The sequence below is a fragment of the Sporosarcina sp. NPDC096371 genome, from assembly GCF_044762865.1.
GTDB lineage: Bacteria > Bacillota > Bacilli > Bacillales_A > Planococcaceae > Sporosarcina.
On sequence record NZ_JBIWFE010000004.1, the window covers coordinates 110,179 to 124,733 of the forward strand.

The 14,555-nt window shown below is 42.1% G+C and carries 17 protein-coding genes; 5 read left to right on the forward strand and 12 right to left on the reverse strand.

What is annotated here, in order from left to right; translation table 11 throughout:
- Window position 1: 1 nt before the first annotated feature.
- Entirely contained in the window at window positions 2-814 is an 813-nt protein-coding gene (locus ACIQ0H_RS12005; protein ID WP_403414826.1) for a VanW family protein, read from the reverse strand.
- Window positions 815-1,008: 194 nt separating this feature from the next.
- Between ACIQ0H_RS12005 and ACIQ0H_RS12010 the strand changes: the two genes are divergently transcribed.
- The 4 genes from ACIQ0H_RS12010 (at window position 1,009) to ACIQ0H_RS12025 (ending at window position 3,411) form a co-directional block, all read left to right on the forward strand.
- Window positions 1,009-1,728 carry an ABC transporter ATP-binding protein gene (locus ACIQ0H_RS12010; protein WP_403414829.1) on the forward strand — a complete coding sequence of 240 codons (720 nt, stop codon included), beginning with the start codon at window positions 1,009-1,011 and terminating at the stop codon, window positions 1,726-1,728.
- A gap of 12 nt (window positions 1,729-1,740) precedes the next feature.
- Window positions 1,741-2,484, forward strand: a complete 744-nt coding sequence (locus ACIQ0H_RS12015) for an ABC transporter permease (protein WP_403414832.1) — start codon at window positions 1,741-1,743, stop codon at window positions 2,482-2,484.
- 61 nt (window positions 2,485-2,545) lie between these two features.
- Window positions 2,546-3,004: a LytTR family DNA-binding domain-containing protein gene (locus ACIQ0H_RS12020; RefSeq protein WP_403414835.1), complete on the forward strand. Its 459-nt coding sequence runs from the start codon at window positions 2,546-2,548 to the stop codon at window positions 3,002-3,004.
- Window positions 3,001-3,411, forward strand: coding sequence for a DUF3021 domain-containing protein (locus tag ACIQ0H_RS12025; protein WP_403414837.1), 411 nt, complete (start codon window positions 3,001-3,003; stop codon window positions 3,409-3,411). Before ACIQ0H_RS12020 ends, ACIQ0H_RS12025 begins: the two co-directional genes overlap by 4 nt.
- 316 nt (window positions 3,412-3,727) lie before the next feature.
- Here the strand turns inward: ACIQ0H_RS12025 and ACIQ0H_RS12030 are convergent, their stop codons facing one another.
- From ACIQ0H_RS12030 to ACIQ0H_RS12045, 4 genes are all read right to left on the reverse strand, one after another.
- Entirely contained in the window at window positions 3,728-4,924 is a 1,197-nt protein-coding gene (locus ACIQ0H_RS12030; RefSeq protein ID WP_403414840.1) for a class I SAM-dependent rRNA methyltransferase, read from the reverse strand.
- A gap of 74 nt (window positions 4,925-4,998) precedes the next feature.
- A complete protein-coding gene (locus ACIQ0H_RS12035; protein ID WP_403414843.1) occupies window positions 4,999-5,442 on the reverse strand; it encodes a hypothetical protein in 444 nt (147 codons plus the stop codon).
- A 2-nt stretch (window positions 5,443-5,444) separates the two neighbouring features.
- Window positions 5,445-5,642 carry a helix-turn-helix transcriptional regulator gene (locus tag ACIQ0H_RS12040; RefSeq protein WP_403414846.1) on the reverse strand — a complete coding sequence of 66 codons (198 nt, stop codon included), beginning with the start codon at window positions 5,640-5,642 and terminating at the stop codon, window positions 5,445-5,447.
- 150 nt (window positions 5,643-5,792) lie between these two features.
- Window positions 5,793-6,389: a hypothetical protein gene (locus ACIQ0H_RS12045; protein WP_403414849.1), complete on the reverse strand. Its 597-nt coding sequence runs from the start codon at window positions 6,387-6,389 to the stop codon at window positions 5,793-5,795.
- A 391-nt stretch (window positions 6,390-6,780) separates the two neighbouring features.
- On the opposite strand from ACIQ0H_RS12045, the gene ACIQ0H_RS12050 reads away from it, so the two are divergent.
- Window positions 6,781-7,128 (forward strand): DUF6173 family protein, encoded by a 348-nt coding sequence (locus tag ACIQ0H_RS12050; protein WP_403414852.1) that lies wholly within the window; start codon window positions 6,781-6,783, stop codon window positions 7,126-7,128.
- Between the two features lie 150 nt (window positions 7,129-7,278).
- Here ACIQ0H_RS12050 and ACIQ0H_RS12055 read toward each other — a convergent pair whose 3' ends face one another.
- The 7 genes from ACIQ0H_RS12055 to ACIQ0H_RS12085 all read right to left on the reverse strand — a co-directional run bounded on the left by ACIQ0H_RS12055 (window position 7,279) and on the right by ACIQ0H_RS12085 (window position 14,459).
- On the reverse strand, window positions 7,279-8,004 hold the full coding sequence (locus tag ACIQ0H_RS12055) for a MerR family transcriptional regulator (RefSeq protein ID WP_403414855.1): 726 nt from the start codon (window positions 8,002-8,004) through the stop codon (window positions 7,279-7,281).
- Window positions 8,005-8,077: 73 nt separating this feature from the next.
- Window positions 8,078-8,878, reverse strand: a complete 801-nt coding sequence (locus ACIQ0H_RS12060; RefSeq protein WP_403414857.1) for a hypothetical protein — start codon at window positions 8,876-8,878, stop codon at window positions 8,078-8,080.
- Between the two features lie 125 nt (window positions 8,879-9,003).
- Window positions 9,004-9,747: a GyrI-like domain-containing protein gene (locus ACIQ0H_RS12065; RefSeq protein ID WP_403414860.1), complete on the reverse strand. Its 744-nt coding sequence runs from the start codon at window positions 9,745-9,747 to the stop codon at window positions 9,004-9,006.
- Window positions 9,748-9,872: 125 nt separating this feature from the next.
- The gene (locus ACIQ0H_RS12070; RefSeq protein ID WP_403414863.1) at window positions 9,873-10,292 is read right to left on the reverse strand and encodes a GyrI-like domain-containing protein; all 420 of its coding nucleotides are present in this window, start codon (window positions 10,290-10,292) and stop codon (window positions 9,873-9,875) included.
- Window positions 10,293-10,402: 110 nt separating this feature from the next.
- Window positions 10,403-11,863 carry a carbon starvation CstA family protein gene (locus ACIQ0H_RS12075; RefSeq protein ID WP_403414865.1) on the reverse strand — a complete coding sequence of 487 codons (1,461 nt, stop codon included), beginning with the start codon at window positions 11,861-11,863 and terminating at the stop codon, window positions 10,403-10,405.
- 128 nt (window positions 11,864-11,991) lie between these two features.
- A complete protein-coding gene (locus ACIQ0H_RS12080; RefSeq protein ID WP_403414868.1) occupies window positions 11,992-12,723 on the reverse strand; it encodes a LytR/AlgR family response regulator transcription factor in 732 nt (243 codons plus the stop codon).
- On the reverse strand, window positions 12,720-14,459 hold the full coding sequence (locus ACIQ0H_RS12085; protein WP_403414871.1) for a LytS/YhcK type 5TM receptor domain-containing protein: 1,740 nt from the start codon (window positions 14,457-14,459) through the stop codon (window positions 12,720-12,722). The genes ACIQ0H_RS12080 and ACIQ0H_RS12085 overlap by 4 nt, the downstream gene beginning before the upstream one ends.
- Window positions 14,460-14,555: the final 96 nt, after the last annotated feature.

A 14,555-nucleotide genomic window follows, 5' to 3' on the forward strand; every position in this document is an offset into this window, starting at 1 on the left:
TTCATTCCTCATAGGACAAAAATGGCTCATACATCGTAATGGCATGATTTTCTGTGATAAATTCATCATCAATCTGTTCACCATTCATGTTATACACTTCTCTGTAGATCGAATTATGACGCACATAGCCACCCCACAGTTCTAGCGAAAAACTATGATCCTTCTCATATACTTTATACGTTCGATTTGCAGTCCTGGCTGCACGCCATTCACCAACGAGCGAAGTGTTCGTCAAATAAATAACGAGCTGGTATGACTCTGTTGTTTCGTTCTTTATTTGTAAATCCAAATAGTTATACGCACATGTAGCACCACTGCCAAATGGCTGATTCCGTTTCGAATCGGGGAACACATCGTAACTATGACGATAACGCTCGGTAACTGTCAGCGGCGTATGGATGGTCATCCAATATATCAAATTCGACAACTGACATAAGCCACCGCCAATCCCTGTCGTCACTTTCCCATAATGCAAAATCATCCCGTCAACATAACCCTTCCGCTTCGTCGTACTGCCAATCAAACGCCAATAAGAAAACGTCTCACCAGGATGAAGTACAATTCCATTCAATCTTTTCGCCGCAATCTTTAAGTTGATGATTTTATTTCTTTGCAACTCCATATCCACGTCTTTCAATTGGCGGAGAAGTGGCGTTCGATGTTTAAAAATGACATGATTCAACTTCTCCTCTGCCCGCTTCGTGGCATATTTCTTGCCATCTATGTACCATTCCGAATAGCGCTTCAACCGATACACTTTCTTCCCAAGAAAAATACGCAACTTGCTCCGCTTTTTTGGCTTCAATGAATGCATCTCTGACACCCCTTTACTACTTATTCTCCGCCAAAACAACGATGTCCTTCGAAACCCATTAAAAATCAAATGCATTTCAGCCGTCCTTTTCCGCAAGTCACCTATCAATCGATGCCAGTCACCGAAATCACGACTACAGATGGATCAAAATGGCATACACTTTGGTTACAAAGAACTTCCACGGAGGGATTGCAATGAACATCATCAACGTTAACAATTTAAAAAAATCATATGGAACAAACAACGTATTAAAAGGGCTGAACTTTCAAGCGAAGGAAGGAGAAGTGATTGGGGTTATTGGAAAAAACGGTGCGGGTAAGTCGACGTTCCTTGAAATCCTCATGACGATCAAGCAATACGATGCCGGAACGGTCGTCCTGTTTAACGAAGAACTCCATTCACTTTCCACAGCCCGTATGGAACAAATCCGACAACAAATTTCTGTCGTCCTACAACCGACACAGTTTTATAAAACATTGAAGGTCGAAGAGTTGTTGAAATTATTCAAGTCCTATTACAAGTCACCGCTGGATATCAAAACAATCATCGAAGATTTCAAATTGACGCCGCATCGCAAAACGTACTTCGATAAGCTTTCAGGCGGATGGAAACAGATTGTCAGCCTGGCAATTGCCTTTTTATCGCAACCGAAGCTTCTTATCCTAGATGAGCCGACGACCGGTTTGGATCCCCATATGCGCAATATCCTTTGGTCGTACATTACGGATTACAACAATCGCACAGGCGGCACGGTCATCTTAACGACACATAATATGGATGAAATCGAATTGTATTGCGATAAAGTCATGCTCATCAATAATGGTGTGAATGAACAATTTGATACGACTGAAAGTATTTTGGCATCAGGCTACAAATCCATCAATGATTTTTATCTTACGAAAGTATCCATTTAAGGGGGAGTATATATGTTAGCGACACAATTGAAATACGACTTACTCATGTTCTCAAGGGAATTGTTTTACTTGGTCTTCACGATTATCGTTCCGCCGGTCACATATCTTTTCATGGGGCAATTGTTCGGGGATCAGACATATGCAGGGAATTTAAGTTATGCAGAAACGTACACTCCGTCATTCATCTTACTAATCACATTCGGTGTCATCTTTTTCGCATTCGGTTTCGATCAAGTGATGAACCGTACAATCGGGATAGAAAAACGCATCAATCTTTCCCCTGTTCCAAAAAAGATGTTATTGCTGTCAGCCATCTTGAAGTCCATCATCATTACAAGTATTGGATTTTTCCTTGTCTATTTCATCGGAATGATCGCTTATGACCTGTCGTTCCAGCCAGTTCGCTTTCTAAGCGCCTACGGATTTTTCATCTTACTGAATGCTGTACTGCTCGTTATTTCTTCGGCTATCTATTCATTATTCAAAAGCATGAATGCCGCACTCGTCTTTTCCATCGTCATTTTCCAAGTCGTCATGATTACAGGTGGCTTCACGATGCCGATTGCCCTGATGCCGAAATTCGTACAAATTATCGCTGATGCGAACCCGCTCTACCATATGAACAACCTTTTCATCGCGGTTTGGAATGGGCAACTTACGTTTGATAACAGCACACTCCTCTCCATCGGTTACATTTTCGGTTTAGTACTGGTCGCATTAGTTGTCATCCGCTTCACAAATAAAAGACTGAGTTAACGGACTACTCCGAGACAATAGTAGATTAATTGTATACACTATTGTCTAAGGGGGTCTTGGAATGAAAGTGTCATTGAACATCGATAGCGATTATAAAGAAACAAAAGTGACGATTGAATCCCCGGAATTGGATCATTCCGTTCAAGAGATTCTTGATTTCATAAAGGGAAGGGAAACGGAGTTCCTCGTCGGAAAAGATGGGGAAATGCAGCATATTTTAAAACCTGACGACATTCATTATTTTCACACGGAAAAAGATGGTGTTGTTGCCGTCACAGCTAATGGTTCATTTAAATTAAAGGAAAAACTATACGAACTAGAGGAAATCCTCCCTTCCAATAAATTCATCAGACTTTCTAAATCTGTTATCGCCAATCTTCACGAAATGAGTCGTTTTGAAGCGTCTTTTAACGGGACGCTCTGTGTCTATTTTAAATCGAGTGCGAAGGAATACGTCTCCCGAACTTACGTCAATACGATTAAAGAATCGTTGAAAATGAACAGGAGGAGGAACGAATGAAAACCTTTTTATTCCGAAGTATGATTGGTATCTTCTTCGGCGCATTTCTTGCCGTCATCCTAACAAATTCAGTCGTTTACTTTGGTCAGCAGGAAGTACTAGACGGACAATTGTTCTTAAAAAACTCACTCGGCTCCATTTTCTGTGGCTGGTTTTTCACGGTAAGTCCACTTTATTTTGAAAATGCGAATTTGCGCCTCACCCAACAGACTGGGCTTCATTTTATAACGGTTGTTATTCTGTACTTCATCCTAGCATTCGGCATCGGATGGGTTCCATTTACCCTAAAAAGCTTTTTACTTACATTAGGCCTATTCATCATCGTCTATTCAATTTTCTGGACTGCTTTCTATCTTTACTTTAGAAATCAAGCGAAGAAGTTGAATGCGGAACTTCAAAGTCTATAATCGTAGCACAAAAGCGCAAGCGCCTGTTTAGCCCCGACTAGCGCTGGAAGGCTTGAAGATAAAGGCGCCCTTTGCCTTTATCAGCAAGGGGGATGGCAGTCTAAAAACGCCACGTCCTGTGGCAACAAGGAAGGATGCAGTCCAATCCTTCCCCACTGCATGACCTACATCCTGTAGGCCCAAGCGACTCGAGGGGCTAGGCGCTGGAGCCTAGACGCAAAATCTATACGTCATAACTTATCCACAGTTCGAGATTTTATAATTTCCTAGACAACAAAAAGCCGCACCCAGTATTCCCGGGTGCGGCTTCCGATATTTATTTCAACTTCTGAATAACAACCACTTTTAAATAATTAAACTCTGGATAATCTCGATTCGTACGGAAATCTCTTGGCAATGAAGATTCCTCGAGAATCTTAAACGAAGAACCTGAATCCTTGAAGGCCTCTTCAATAAACGTTTTGAACTTCTTCATCCCAAAGCTCGAATTGTTCGTTGAAGCAACAATCACACCATTTTTCTCTGTGATTGCAATCGCATCCTTGAGCAATGCCGGATAATCCTTCGCCGTACTAAACGAATACTTCTTCGTACGTGCAAAGCTCGGTGGGTCAAGTATGACAAGGTCAAACTTCAATTCCTTACGCTTCGCATAACGGAAGTATTCAAATACGTCCATTACTTTAATATCCTGCTGCTCATAATCAATGCCATTCACACTGAACTGCTCAATCGTCTTCGCCATGCTACGCTTCGCCAAATCGACACTCGTCGTCTTGATCGCGCCGCCAAGTGCCGCCGCAACCGAAAATGCACCCGTATAAGAGAATGTATTTAACACATTTTTCCCTTCGGAATACTTATCACGAACCGCCTGACGCATATCACGCTGATCCAAGAAAATACCCGTCATCGCGCCATCATTCAAGTTAACCGCAAAATTCATGCCATTCTCTTTCACGATAATCGGGAAATCGCCTTGCTCACCACGAACGAAATCATCCTGCTCGATGTATTCGCCTTTCGTATCGAAGCGTTTTTTCTCGTAGATTCCTTTGTACTCAACGATTTTATCCAACACACTGTAGACATGGTGCTTTAGTGAATAAATTCCCTGGCTATACCAGCTCACCATGTAAAAGCCGTCGAAGTAATCGATTGACAATCCACCGATTCCATCGCCTTCTCCGTTAAACACGCGGAACGCTGTCGTGTCAGGGTCTGCAAAAAGAGCTTCTCGGCGTTCAAGCGCCTTCGCAATTTTTGATTCGAAGAAATCGAAGTCAATCGCTTCCTCTTCTTTTTGTGTCAACACCCAGCCAATCCCTTTGTTTTGATTGCCATAATAGCCTTTCGCTACAAAACGACGGTCTCTGTCCACCAAACGAACAATCGTGCCTTCTTGCGTCAAAACGGTAGGATTAATAATCGCTTCCTTCAAAATTAACGGATAGCCTTTCTTTAAATCAGCTATATTTTTTGCATTCACTTGTAAATCGATTGTTTTTGTCATTTCGTCATCCTTACTTCTTCTTTTTTCTTATTATCGCATGTTTGCACCGGAATTGCGAAATTGGTTAAGGTCTTTTAGGATTCCGCCCGCAGCATTCGAAAATCGGCAGCTCTCCGCATAATCATCGAAATCGTGATCAATATCATAAACGTTGTTTGAAATACTATACCAGAGCTATTGGCGAGCATGCCGTCCTCTACCATTACAAACACACCACTCCATATGGATTGGACAATGACAAACAAACCGAAGAGCGCAACAAGCCCAAACATAGGTATATAGACATTTGGATTTTTTACTTTTTTACTCGTATACGCTCCTCTCCATATTGACATTACCGTAAAGTACGTCACCGGAATATAAAGCAATACCAACATTTCCATCAATGGTTCTGCCCAAATATAAGTCATTTTTATAATGCCATTCGCCAAAATAAGTACTATCGTCAAAATGAAGGATTGTAGTCCAAGCCGATGCCTTTTCGCCACTTGAAACTCATCAAAATGATCCCCCCGCATGTTCATCCCTCCCAGAATAATTCATCCAATGTTTTATCCAGCACCTTACATACCGCTATACATAATTTCAGCGAAGGATTATACTCACCATTCTCAATGGCATTCATCGTTTGTCTCGTAATGCCAATCGCCTCAGCAACATCCTTTTGTGATAAATCCTTCGCCGCCCTCGCAACCTTCATTCGCAAATTTTTCGTCATGGTAAACCTCCCATTATCTAAATTATACGAATCATTACTGCCGTATGTCAAATATACCCGACATAAGGTAAGTTATATCATTCCTTTATGCCAATAAAAAAAGCAACCTTTTCCAAATAGGAGAAGTTGCTTTCTTGTAGATTATGAATGTTAAGCGAGTAAACGAAACGCCAAACTCTTCCACATGCTAATGCGAACCGGTTTCCGTTCCTGCTGCCCTCTTGTCTTATGCAAATAAGTGCGTAATTTACCTTCAAACTCCTGTATTAAAAAAGGGACTTTCGTAAAATGATGGGGCTGTACCATATTCGGCTTAATCGAAAACATACGTACGCCGCCTTCATCTACAATGGTCGCTACGAACTGCGAACAGAAAAATGCGCGATCACGCTGAATGCCGATATTCAAAGCAACCCCAAAAAGACCAATAAAATTATATCTATACTGCTCTTTACGGCGCTCAATCTGCCGGATTTTCTTGCGCATCCTATGATATTCCTCTTCACTCACTTCACAACTAAAAATCATACAATCTGCATCTTGAAAGATTCCTTCGGCAACATTCTCTTTCACAAAGCCGCCTATAAAGGGATTATGACGTTGCTTCCGCCCGAAACTGTACACTTCATTCAATTGCTCATCAAATGCGATTGATGCGTGATTCAAATCTTTCCGCGTATACAGTCCAATCGCCTTCGACAGCAACGTCCCCGTATTCGTTAAGACAATATATATGGTTTTTCCCACGACACTCAACCCCCGCAATCTATTAAACCTATTATGCACTTTCAGGCCAGCGAACTAAACCGTCTATAGATGCAAACTGTCTACGCCCCTAGACCTAGTTCACAACAGGCATTACGGACAGTTCATACACTTATTATCTCTATACTAATTATACGTCTTTCGCTAGCAAAGAGTTTCATATTTTTGAAAATATTTAATAGGAATTAAAAAATACCCGGCATTACAAACTGATTCCTTCAAACCTTCTTCGGCGCTTAGTAACTACCTTCCTAATTAATGATGCAATGCTTCCATTCAAATGTTTTCATTCCATATCTATCAGGGTATATACATACTAACAGTCTCAAAAACTTGTGTCTATTTATATTCCAATAAAAAGGAAGTGATTATGATGACAAACAATTTATCTGAAATCCCGCAACCCACTTCAATTTTGGAAAATGATGCTGCAGCAATCGCCAACCAAGTCGTTGCAGCCGTCAATGCCTACAATCGCAATTTAAACCCTAACGAAGAAGTCGGGCTCATGCTCACATCATTCGGTCAAACTTTGACTGTCAACATTACCGGCATTGGCATTATTGGCACAAAACTAATCATAATTAAAGGCTTTCTAACGAACAATAATGCACCTGTCGAATTGTTACAACATGTGTCGCAGTTGAATTTTTTATTGGTGTCGTTGAAGCGGGAAAATCCCCAGGAGGTGAAGAAGCATATTGGGTTTATGGAGGAGTGAATGTCTAGAGTAGCCTATTCTTATTTTTTTCAACAAAAAATGATAGCCTTCTGCATTGAGGCAGGAAGCTATCATTTTTATCACACTCTTTCATACATGCAAGGATTATTCCAATCCACATTCCTTAGCAAAAAATATAATGGATAGCTATTATTTCCCCTGCTCCGCATATACCCCCATCGCTTCCCTCATAAACACCGCAAGTCCCTCGCCAAACTGATCAATATTCTTCGTAAACCGTTCATCATCTACATACATCTGCCCAAGCCCTGCAAACGCCTCCAACGAATAGTTACCCATCTTATTCAAAAAATCATACCATTCTTCAATTCCCGCTTGCGCTTCGACCGAAGCGGGATCTAGATGTCGCAGACTCGCCAATTTAAAGTAAATACGATTCATTTCCTCACCGAGCTCTGGTCCGAACTTCGCCGCTTTTTTATTCGATGCATTTACCGCCTTGTCACCCCAACGCTCTCTAGCTTCCTGTTCATAAGGATTCTTGCTAAAATCAAACCCTTTAAATTTCTCTTCGTTCGTCATTGTGTATCCCCCTTTTCCTTGTTGGATTGTCTTCTCTATCGTCGCGATCATACTATCGAGCTGCTTGCGCTTATCCATCAGCATTTCTCGTTGCATTTCAAAAACCTCCTGCCGATCAAATGAAGGACTATCAAGCAACTCCTTAATTTTTTTCAAAGGGAAGCCTAGTGCGCGAAAGAACAATATTTGCTGTAACGTCGCCAAGTTATCGTCCGAATAAAGCCGGTAGCACGCCTCCGTCAAATCATCCGGCGTTAACAATCCGATGTCATCATAATGATGAAGTGTGCGCACACTGACACCGGTTAACTGTGATACTTCTTTCACTTTCATTGCTCGTGGCCTCCCTTCATTTCAAATAATAAAGTATGACGTAACGTGAGAGTCAATATGAAAAAGAAAAGTTTTATTCCTTCAGCCATAAAAAGAAAATCATCGTGTAAGCAAGCTTTTCATCCATCGAAATTTGCGCTCCAAATCGCACATGTTCATGATGTGCCGTGCTGACGAATGCAGGATTCATCGCATATGGAAAAATGCCAAAACGATACGACGCTGTCATCCTTCCGCCTTCATCCTTTACATCAATGTCGCCCGCCATGCTTTTCGCTTCAATTTCACGCCAAGTCGATCCATCCGCATGATACAAAACGCCCCGGTTTTTAAGGGCAGACTTCGAGAGATGTTGAATGTAAGTATTCATTAATGTGCCGTCCAGTTTCCTCAGCGATAGCTCGTAACGCTTTATGTTATCTCGTATTGTAAATGATGCAATCCGCTGTCCACTTCTATCTAAAATATCGTAGTTCACGGGAATGATAAAGCCCTTCTCAAAGAGCGTAAAAACCGTAAGCCACCTAGCTAGCCGCCCTTTAGCCGGTTCAATTGTAAATATCGGATTTCCATTCGAATCGACGTTATACATTTTCGGCAAGAGAGAAGGTACTCGCTGAAAATTCAGTTCACGGAGATCCTCCAAGTTCAATACGCTATCACTAATTGTTTCATCGTTTAATTTTTCATATGCGCTTTTAAAGTAAAATCCAGTACCAATGGTAATCAATGCAAACAATCCGATTTCAACTAAAGTATCACCATTTACAGTAAAGCCTTCATAGCCATAAAAATAAAATATAACCCAAAATATTGTCGCACCGATGCCACTAATAAAGCTCACTATCGTCGTCTTCCTATAAATCTCTTTCATTCCCCATACCACCACCCCTTCCATACATCGTGATAGTTTCGACGACTGATTGTCAACTATTATCCAACTATTTCGGCAAACAAAAAGAAGAGATTATCGGGCTGTCCCGAAATCTCTTCTCGTAGTCACTCAATCGGCATCCAAATCTCAATGACATCCTCCGTCGCTCCCACAGGGTGGACATAGCGTTCAAAGTCATAGCACTCCCGCAGTTGAATATCCTCCATTTTAAGGATGGCATCATAAGTAGCTGGAATCCCAGGAATGCCCCCCTCCACCGTAGCAACGACGAATTTCCCTGCCGGAATGACAACCTCTTCGGTATTCGCAAAACCTTCAGCGAGGGGCGATTGGATACCGGCGATATAGTGAATTTCCTCCCCCTCCATTTTCAAACAAACACCAAAAGACTCTTCCACGACGACACCTTTATTGGCAATTTCCGCATTTAATTTTTCCCATTCAGCAGGTATTTGTGCAACAGGTCCTACTAATCCGTAGCCCTTTACTGTCATTTCTTCTATTTCAACAATACGCGTTTCCATATGAATCTCCCCCTTGTTTAAATAACATTCAATCGCTTCCACCGTCTGACACAAATCGTCCATTTCGATTTCAATTTGCTGTCTCCTCTTTACTAACAGCGACTCCATTCGTTCGTCTCCTTCAGCAAGAATATCGGAGAGCGATACCCCAAACCGCCTCAATGTTCTGATCCGAACTAGTTGTTGCTGCTCAATTTTCGAATAAAAGCGGTAGCCCGTCTCTTGATTAACGAAAGCAGGCTTTATAAGTCCTATCTCTTCATAATGTTTAATGGCTTTCACTGTGATGCCGACAAGATGCGCTGTTTTTCCAATTGACAGCATGAGTACCCCTCCTATTAAATAACTATAAACCTATCCCTTAGGTGCAAGTCAATCTCGAATAGAAGAAAAAAAAAGAGACTTTGACCAATGCCAAAATCTCTCCCCTTTCTTCATTTAAGACTCCATCACTCAACCGGCATCCAAACTTCAATCGTATAACCTTCGGAACCCTTTGGATGAATATATCGCTCCAAACCATAGCTATTACGCAATCGAATACCATCCATTTGCAGCAATGCATTAAACGCCGTAGAAATCTCGGAAACTCCGCCCTCTACCTTTGCGACGATGAATTTTCCGGCTGGGACCACAGCTTCTTCTGTATTCGGAAACCCTTCAGCAAGATTCGATTTGACGCCCGCGAGATAATGTATTTCCCCACCTTGTATCGCCAAACAAAGTCCAAATGATTCTTCTGCGACAATCCCGCTTTTAGCAATCTCCTCATTCAGCACATCCCAGATACCTGGTATTTCAGACAGTGGCCCCTTTAATTCATAACCCCTCACCGTAAATGCCTCAACTTCTATAATTCGTGTTTCCATGTGTATCTCTCCTTTATTCAACTATACCCTTATTAACCGTTATTCTGCTATCTTACCCGCAAAAAAGCTTGCAAGGAAACCACTTTCGTTTCCCTACAAGCTGTATCCACTCAAGCAAGCTTACTTTTCTTCGCCACTGTGGCGCCCACCACTACATCCGTTTCAATCTTATTGGCCTTATTATTCTTCGCTTTCACAAAGAACATCACGGTCAAAACAGCCGTCAACACAATTCCAAGGATATAAGACAGTTGTAAGTCCAAGTTAAACCCAATCTTCTGGTTCAAGATATAAACAAAGACCATATAGGTGATAAACAGTGCCGGTACTAGCGCCACAAAGTAGTTCTTCCCTTTGATAAACAAGTACATGGTCGCAATCCATAAGGCAATTGCTGCAGTCGCTTGGTTAGCCCAAGAGAAGTATCTCCACAATAGGTTAAAGTCGATTTGCGTCAGCAAAGCAGATAGCGCAAACAAAGGGACAGCGATTATAAGACGTTTCACCACTTTTTTCTGGTCAACCTTCAAGTAATCCGCAATGATGGAACGTGCAGCACGGAACGCTGTATCGCCTGATGTAATCGGCAGGACGACAGCTCCTAATACCGCGATCGTTCCACCAACAGCCCCTAACAATGTCATCGATACTTCATTGACGACAGCAGAAGGTGTGCCTGTCTTGATAAATTCACTCAACGTTTGTCCGTCCAACATACTCATTGCCGCGGCAGCCCAAATCATCGCAATGACTGCTTCTGTGATCATCATGCCGTAAAATACATAACGGCCTTGTGATTCTTTTTGAGTTGTTCGAGAGATAATTGGTGATTGTGTTGCGTGGAAACCTGATAATGCACCACATGTAATCGTAAAGAACAGAATCGGGAAAATCGGTACATTATCTGGGTGTAAATTCGCTAGCGTCAATTCTGGAATTGTATAGTCCGAGAATAGTAAAGCCACCCCAACCCCAACTGTACCAATCAAAAGGACGGCACCGAAATAAGGGTACAGTCGACCGATAATTTTATCAATCGGAAGAATAGTAGATAAGAAATAATAAGCAAAAATAACGGTAATCAGTATCCATAATGCTACTTTACCATTCATTACGATCGCCAATAGAGAGGCTGGCGTCGTCACAAACACAGTTCCCACTAACAGAAGAAGTAAAAGTGCGAAAACGTTTACAATATGTTTGGAAACGTTACCCAGGAACTTTCCAGCTAATTCTGGAATATGTGCACCCTTATTGCGAATAGAGATCATGCCCGTTAAATAGTCATGCACGGCTCCTGCAAATATTGCGCCAAAAACAATCCATAAAAACGCGACAGGACCAAATAGCGCCCCCATAATTGGACCAAAAATCGGGCCTGTTCCGGCGATATTTAACAGCTGAATCAACGCGTTTTTTTGTTTCCCCATTGGTACGTAGTCAACACCATCCGCATTGGCATATGCAGGCGTTTTTCGTGCATCCGTAGGATCGAAAATCTTTTCAATGAATTTTCCATACGTAAAGTATGCAACAACTAACAGTACAATTGCGCTAAAAAATGTGATCATATAAACTCCCCTTCCGAAAAATACATCCCCATACAGTTAGTCTATGGTAATTTTTCTGAAAAAGAAGTTTTTCGGCGTAACATGCATGTTTGAAAGAATAACATGTAAATAGAGTGGCTTAACATGCATTACAATTCCAACCGTTGCCGCAAATCCTTCACGTAATTTCTACTGACGGAAAGCTTTTCATCCAAGCCTTCCAACTCTAACTGGTAAGCGCCGTTAAACCAAGGCGTCAATCGACTGACGTATTTCAAATTGACCAAGTATCCTTTATGAATACGAAAAAACGAATAAGGTACTAATCGGCTTTCGAGTTCTTTTAATGTTGTGCGCACTTCGTAATCATCCGTCTGGGTAATAATTTTGGTCACTTTCTCATCTCGGTACATATACAAAATAGCTTGTGGAAGAATATAGTCAATTTCGCCACCCGTTTCGACCGCCAATTTCCCGAGTTTTTCTATATTGTCGGCAACCTGCACTGGAGATAAAATTTTTTCAATTCTATCAATCGTTTGCTCCAACTGCTCCTCATCATATGGCTTCAACAGATAATCGACTGCGTTAATTCGAAAGGCCTCCGCAGCGAACTGGGGATAGGCAGTTGCAAAAATGATAAGAGGTACTTTTTTTAATTCGACCAAGGTTTTAGCTGCTTCAATCCCGTTCATTTTAGGCATCTCCACATCAAGGACCACGACGTCTGGTTGGAGTTGCAATGTTTTTAAAAGGGCGGTTTCCCCACTTTCAGCTTCCCCGACCACCTGAATAGCCGGAAATTTACTAAGTAAATACGTTAGTTCTTCGCGCGCATAGCGTTCGTCATCTACGATTAAAGTACGGATTGTCCTCATCAAACGCCCTCCTCCCATTTAGGAATTCGAAATGATATCATCGTTCCTTCATGCTCTTTGCTTGTGATCGATAAGCCTGCCTGATCGCCAAATGTCATCCGTAAGCGACGATTGACATTGAAAAGCCCCATGCCAGTTCCTGTTTCAGACTCTACCTGGATAGTGCCCAACTTGGTTAGCCGTTCGGGTGATATCCCTTTTCCGTTGTCCTCCACTTGAATACCAATTTCAGTATCCAAACTGCGCACACTCAGTGTAATGATACAATTTTTCTCCATATCATTAATCCCGTGGTGAATGGCGTTTTCAACGATAGGCTGCAAGGTAAAGGGTGGAATTCTTTCGTGCAATAAATTGTCATCCACGTCATATAAAATGGTGAGGCGATCGATAAATCTAGCTTCAATGATTTCCATATATGCTTTAACATGCGACAGCTCTTGTTCTAGGGATATTTGAGAAGCAGTCGTCCCCGTGACGTTTTGCCGTAAAAAGTAAGATAACGATGTCAACAATTTCCGCGCCTGATTAGGGTCTGTACGAATTAAAGACACAATAATGTTCATAGAATTAAATAAAAAGTGAGGACTAATTTGTGCCTGCAATGCTTTGATTTCTGCTTCTTTTGCCAATTGATAGGCACGATCCGTTTCCGCAATTTCTAGTTGATTGCTTAACAGCGAGCTGAGTCCGGCAATCAGCTCGATGCTAACATCCGTAATCACTTTTTCAGATGGATAATACAGTTTGAGTGTCCCTATCGTTTCACCGCGTCTAATAAGGGGGGCAATCACCGCCGCACCCAATCGACAACCCGGATAATCACAATGAATAGTGCCATCATTGACGACAACCAACTCGCCGTGATGAATGACATCCTTAGTTTCAGCCGTCCGAATTGGGCTGTTTACTTGATGATGATCACTGGCAATTCCCACATGCGCAAGAATATCTGTTTGATTGGTCATGGCAACAGCACTTGGTTTTAATTCGCGGAATAGAATATCGCAAACTGCCCGTGCAGTGTCCGTATTCATGCCTGTTCGCAAGTAGCCCAGCGTTTGGTTCGCAATGCGCAGCGTTTTCTGTGCTTGTAATGCTGTCATTTTCTCCTGTTCACTAATCACGTTGTGGACAATCAATATAAAAATAGCCGTCCCGACTCCATTAGCCAGAATCATCGGCATTCCAATAACCTCAACCAGTGTGCGTGCTTGCTCAAACGGGTTAGAAATTAACAGAATCATCGTCATTTGCATCGCTTCCGCAAGTGCGCCGATGCCAAACACAGTGAGCGGTTTTAGCGCTTTCCCTTTTCGATAAAAAGCCCCTGCCACAACGCCCGCAACAATTGTCGAAAGCCCACAGGAAAAGGCCGTAAATCCACCCAATGTCATCCGATGAATACCTGCAATCAGCCCCGCACCAAGTCCCACGCGATAGCCGCCCAACAAGCCCGCGACAACAACCCCAATGACACGTGAATTCGCAATGGCCTCATCCGACGTCAATGCTGATGCTACGCCATTAAAATGAAGGGTATTTGTATTAAGTGCGACCCCAAAATACGTGCCCACAATACCGAAAAAACCAAAAAACAAAATGGCTGTAAGTTCTTGCTTGCGATCCAATTTATCGTGATGAACCAAGTTCTTAAAGAATTGAAAACGAGTCAAAACGAAGGCAACCGCCACGATCATGCCTACCCTTTCCAACATGATAACCAGTAAGTCTACCAACGGAATCCCCCTTCGATTTAATAATCTTATAGGCTAAATTATACTGCATACGCATGGGGTTACATATCTTTATTTTCAGTTATTATATCGGACGGA

Excerpts from the sequence above, each read along its gene's own strand:
- ACIQ0H_RS12005 (WP_403414826.1), bottom strand. The coding sequence starts at position 814 with ATGCATTCATTGAAGCCAAAAAAGCGGAGCAAGTTGCGTATTTTTCTT.
- ACIQ0H_RS12010 (WP_403414829.1), top strand. The coding sequence starts at position 1,009 with ATGAACATCATCAACGTTAACAATTTAAAAAAATCATATGGAACAAAC.
- ACIQ0H_RS12015 (WP_403414832.1), top strand. The coding sequence starts at position 1,741 with ATGTTAGCGACACAATTGAAATACGACTTACTCATGTTCTCAAGGGAA.
- ACIQ0H_RS12020 (WP_403414835.1), top strand. The coding sequence starts at position 2,546 with ATGAAAGTGTCATTGAACATCGATAGCGATTATAAAGAAACAAAAGTG.
- ACIQ0H_RS12025 (WP_403414837.1), top strand. The coding sequence starts at position 3,001 with ATGAAAACCTTTTTATTCCGAAGTATGATTGGTATCTTCTTCGGCGCA.
- ACIQ0H_RS12030 (WP_403414840.1), bottom strand. The coding sequence starts at position 4,924 with ATGACAAAAACAATCGATTTACAAGTGAATGCAAAAAATATAGCTGAT.
- ACIQ0H_RS12035 (WP_403414843.1), bottom strand. The coding sequence starts at position 5,442 with ATGCGGGGGGATCATTTTGATGAGTTTCAAGTGGCGAAAAGGCATCGG.
- ACIQ0H_RS12040 (WP_403414846.1), bottom strand. The coding sequence starts at position 5,642 with ATGACGAAAAATTTGCGAATGAAGGTTGCGAGGGCGGCGAAGGATTTA.
- ACIQ0H_RS12050 (WP_403414852.1), top strand. The coding sequence starts at position 6,781 with ATGACAAACAATTTATCTGAAATCCCGCAACCCACTTCAATTTTGGAA.
- ACIQ0H_RS12055 (WP_403414855.1), bottom strand. The coding sequence starts at position 8,004 with ATGAAAGTGAAAGAAGTATCACAGTTAACCGGTGTCAGTGTGCGCACA.
- ACIQ0H_RS12060 (WP_403414857.1), bottom strand. The coding sequence starts at position 8,878 with ATGAAAGAGATTTATAGGAAGACGACGATAGTGAGCTTTATTAGTGGC.
- ACIQ0H_RS12065 (WP_403414860.1), bottom strand. The coding sequence starts at position 9,747 with ATGCTGTCAATTGGAAAAACAGCGCATCTTGTCGGCATCACAGTGAAA.
- ACIQ0H_RS12070 (WP_403414863.1), bottom strand. The coding sequence starts at position 10,292 with ATGGAAACACGAATTATAGAAGTTGAGGCATTTACGGTGAGGGGTTAT.
- ACIQ0H_RS12075 (WP_403414865.1), bottom strand. The coding sequence starts at position 11,863 with ATGATCACATTTTTTAGCGCAATTGTACTGTTAGTTGTTGCATACTTT.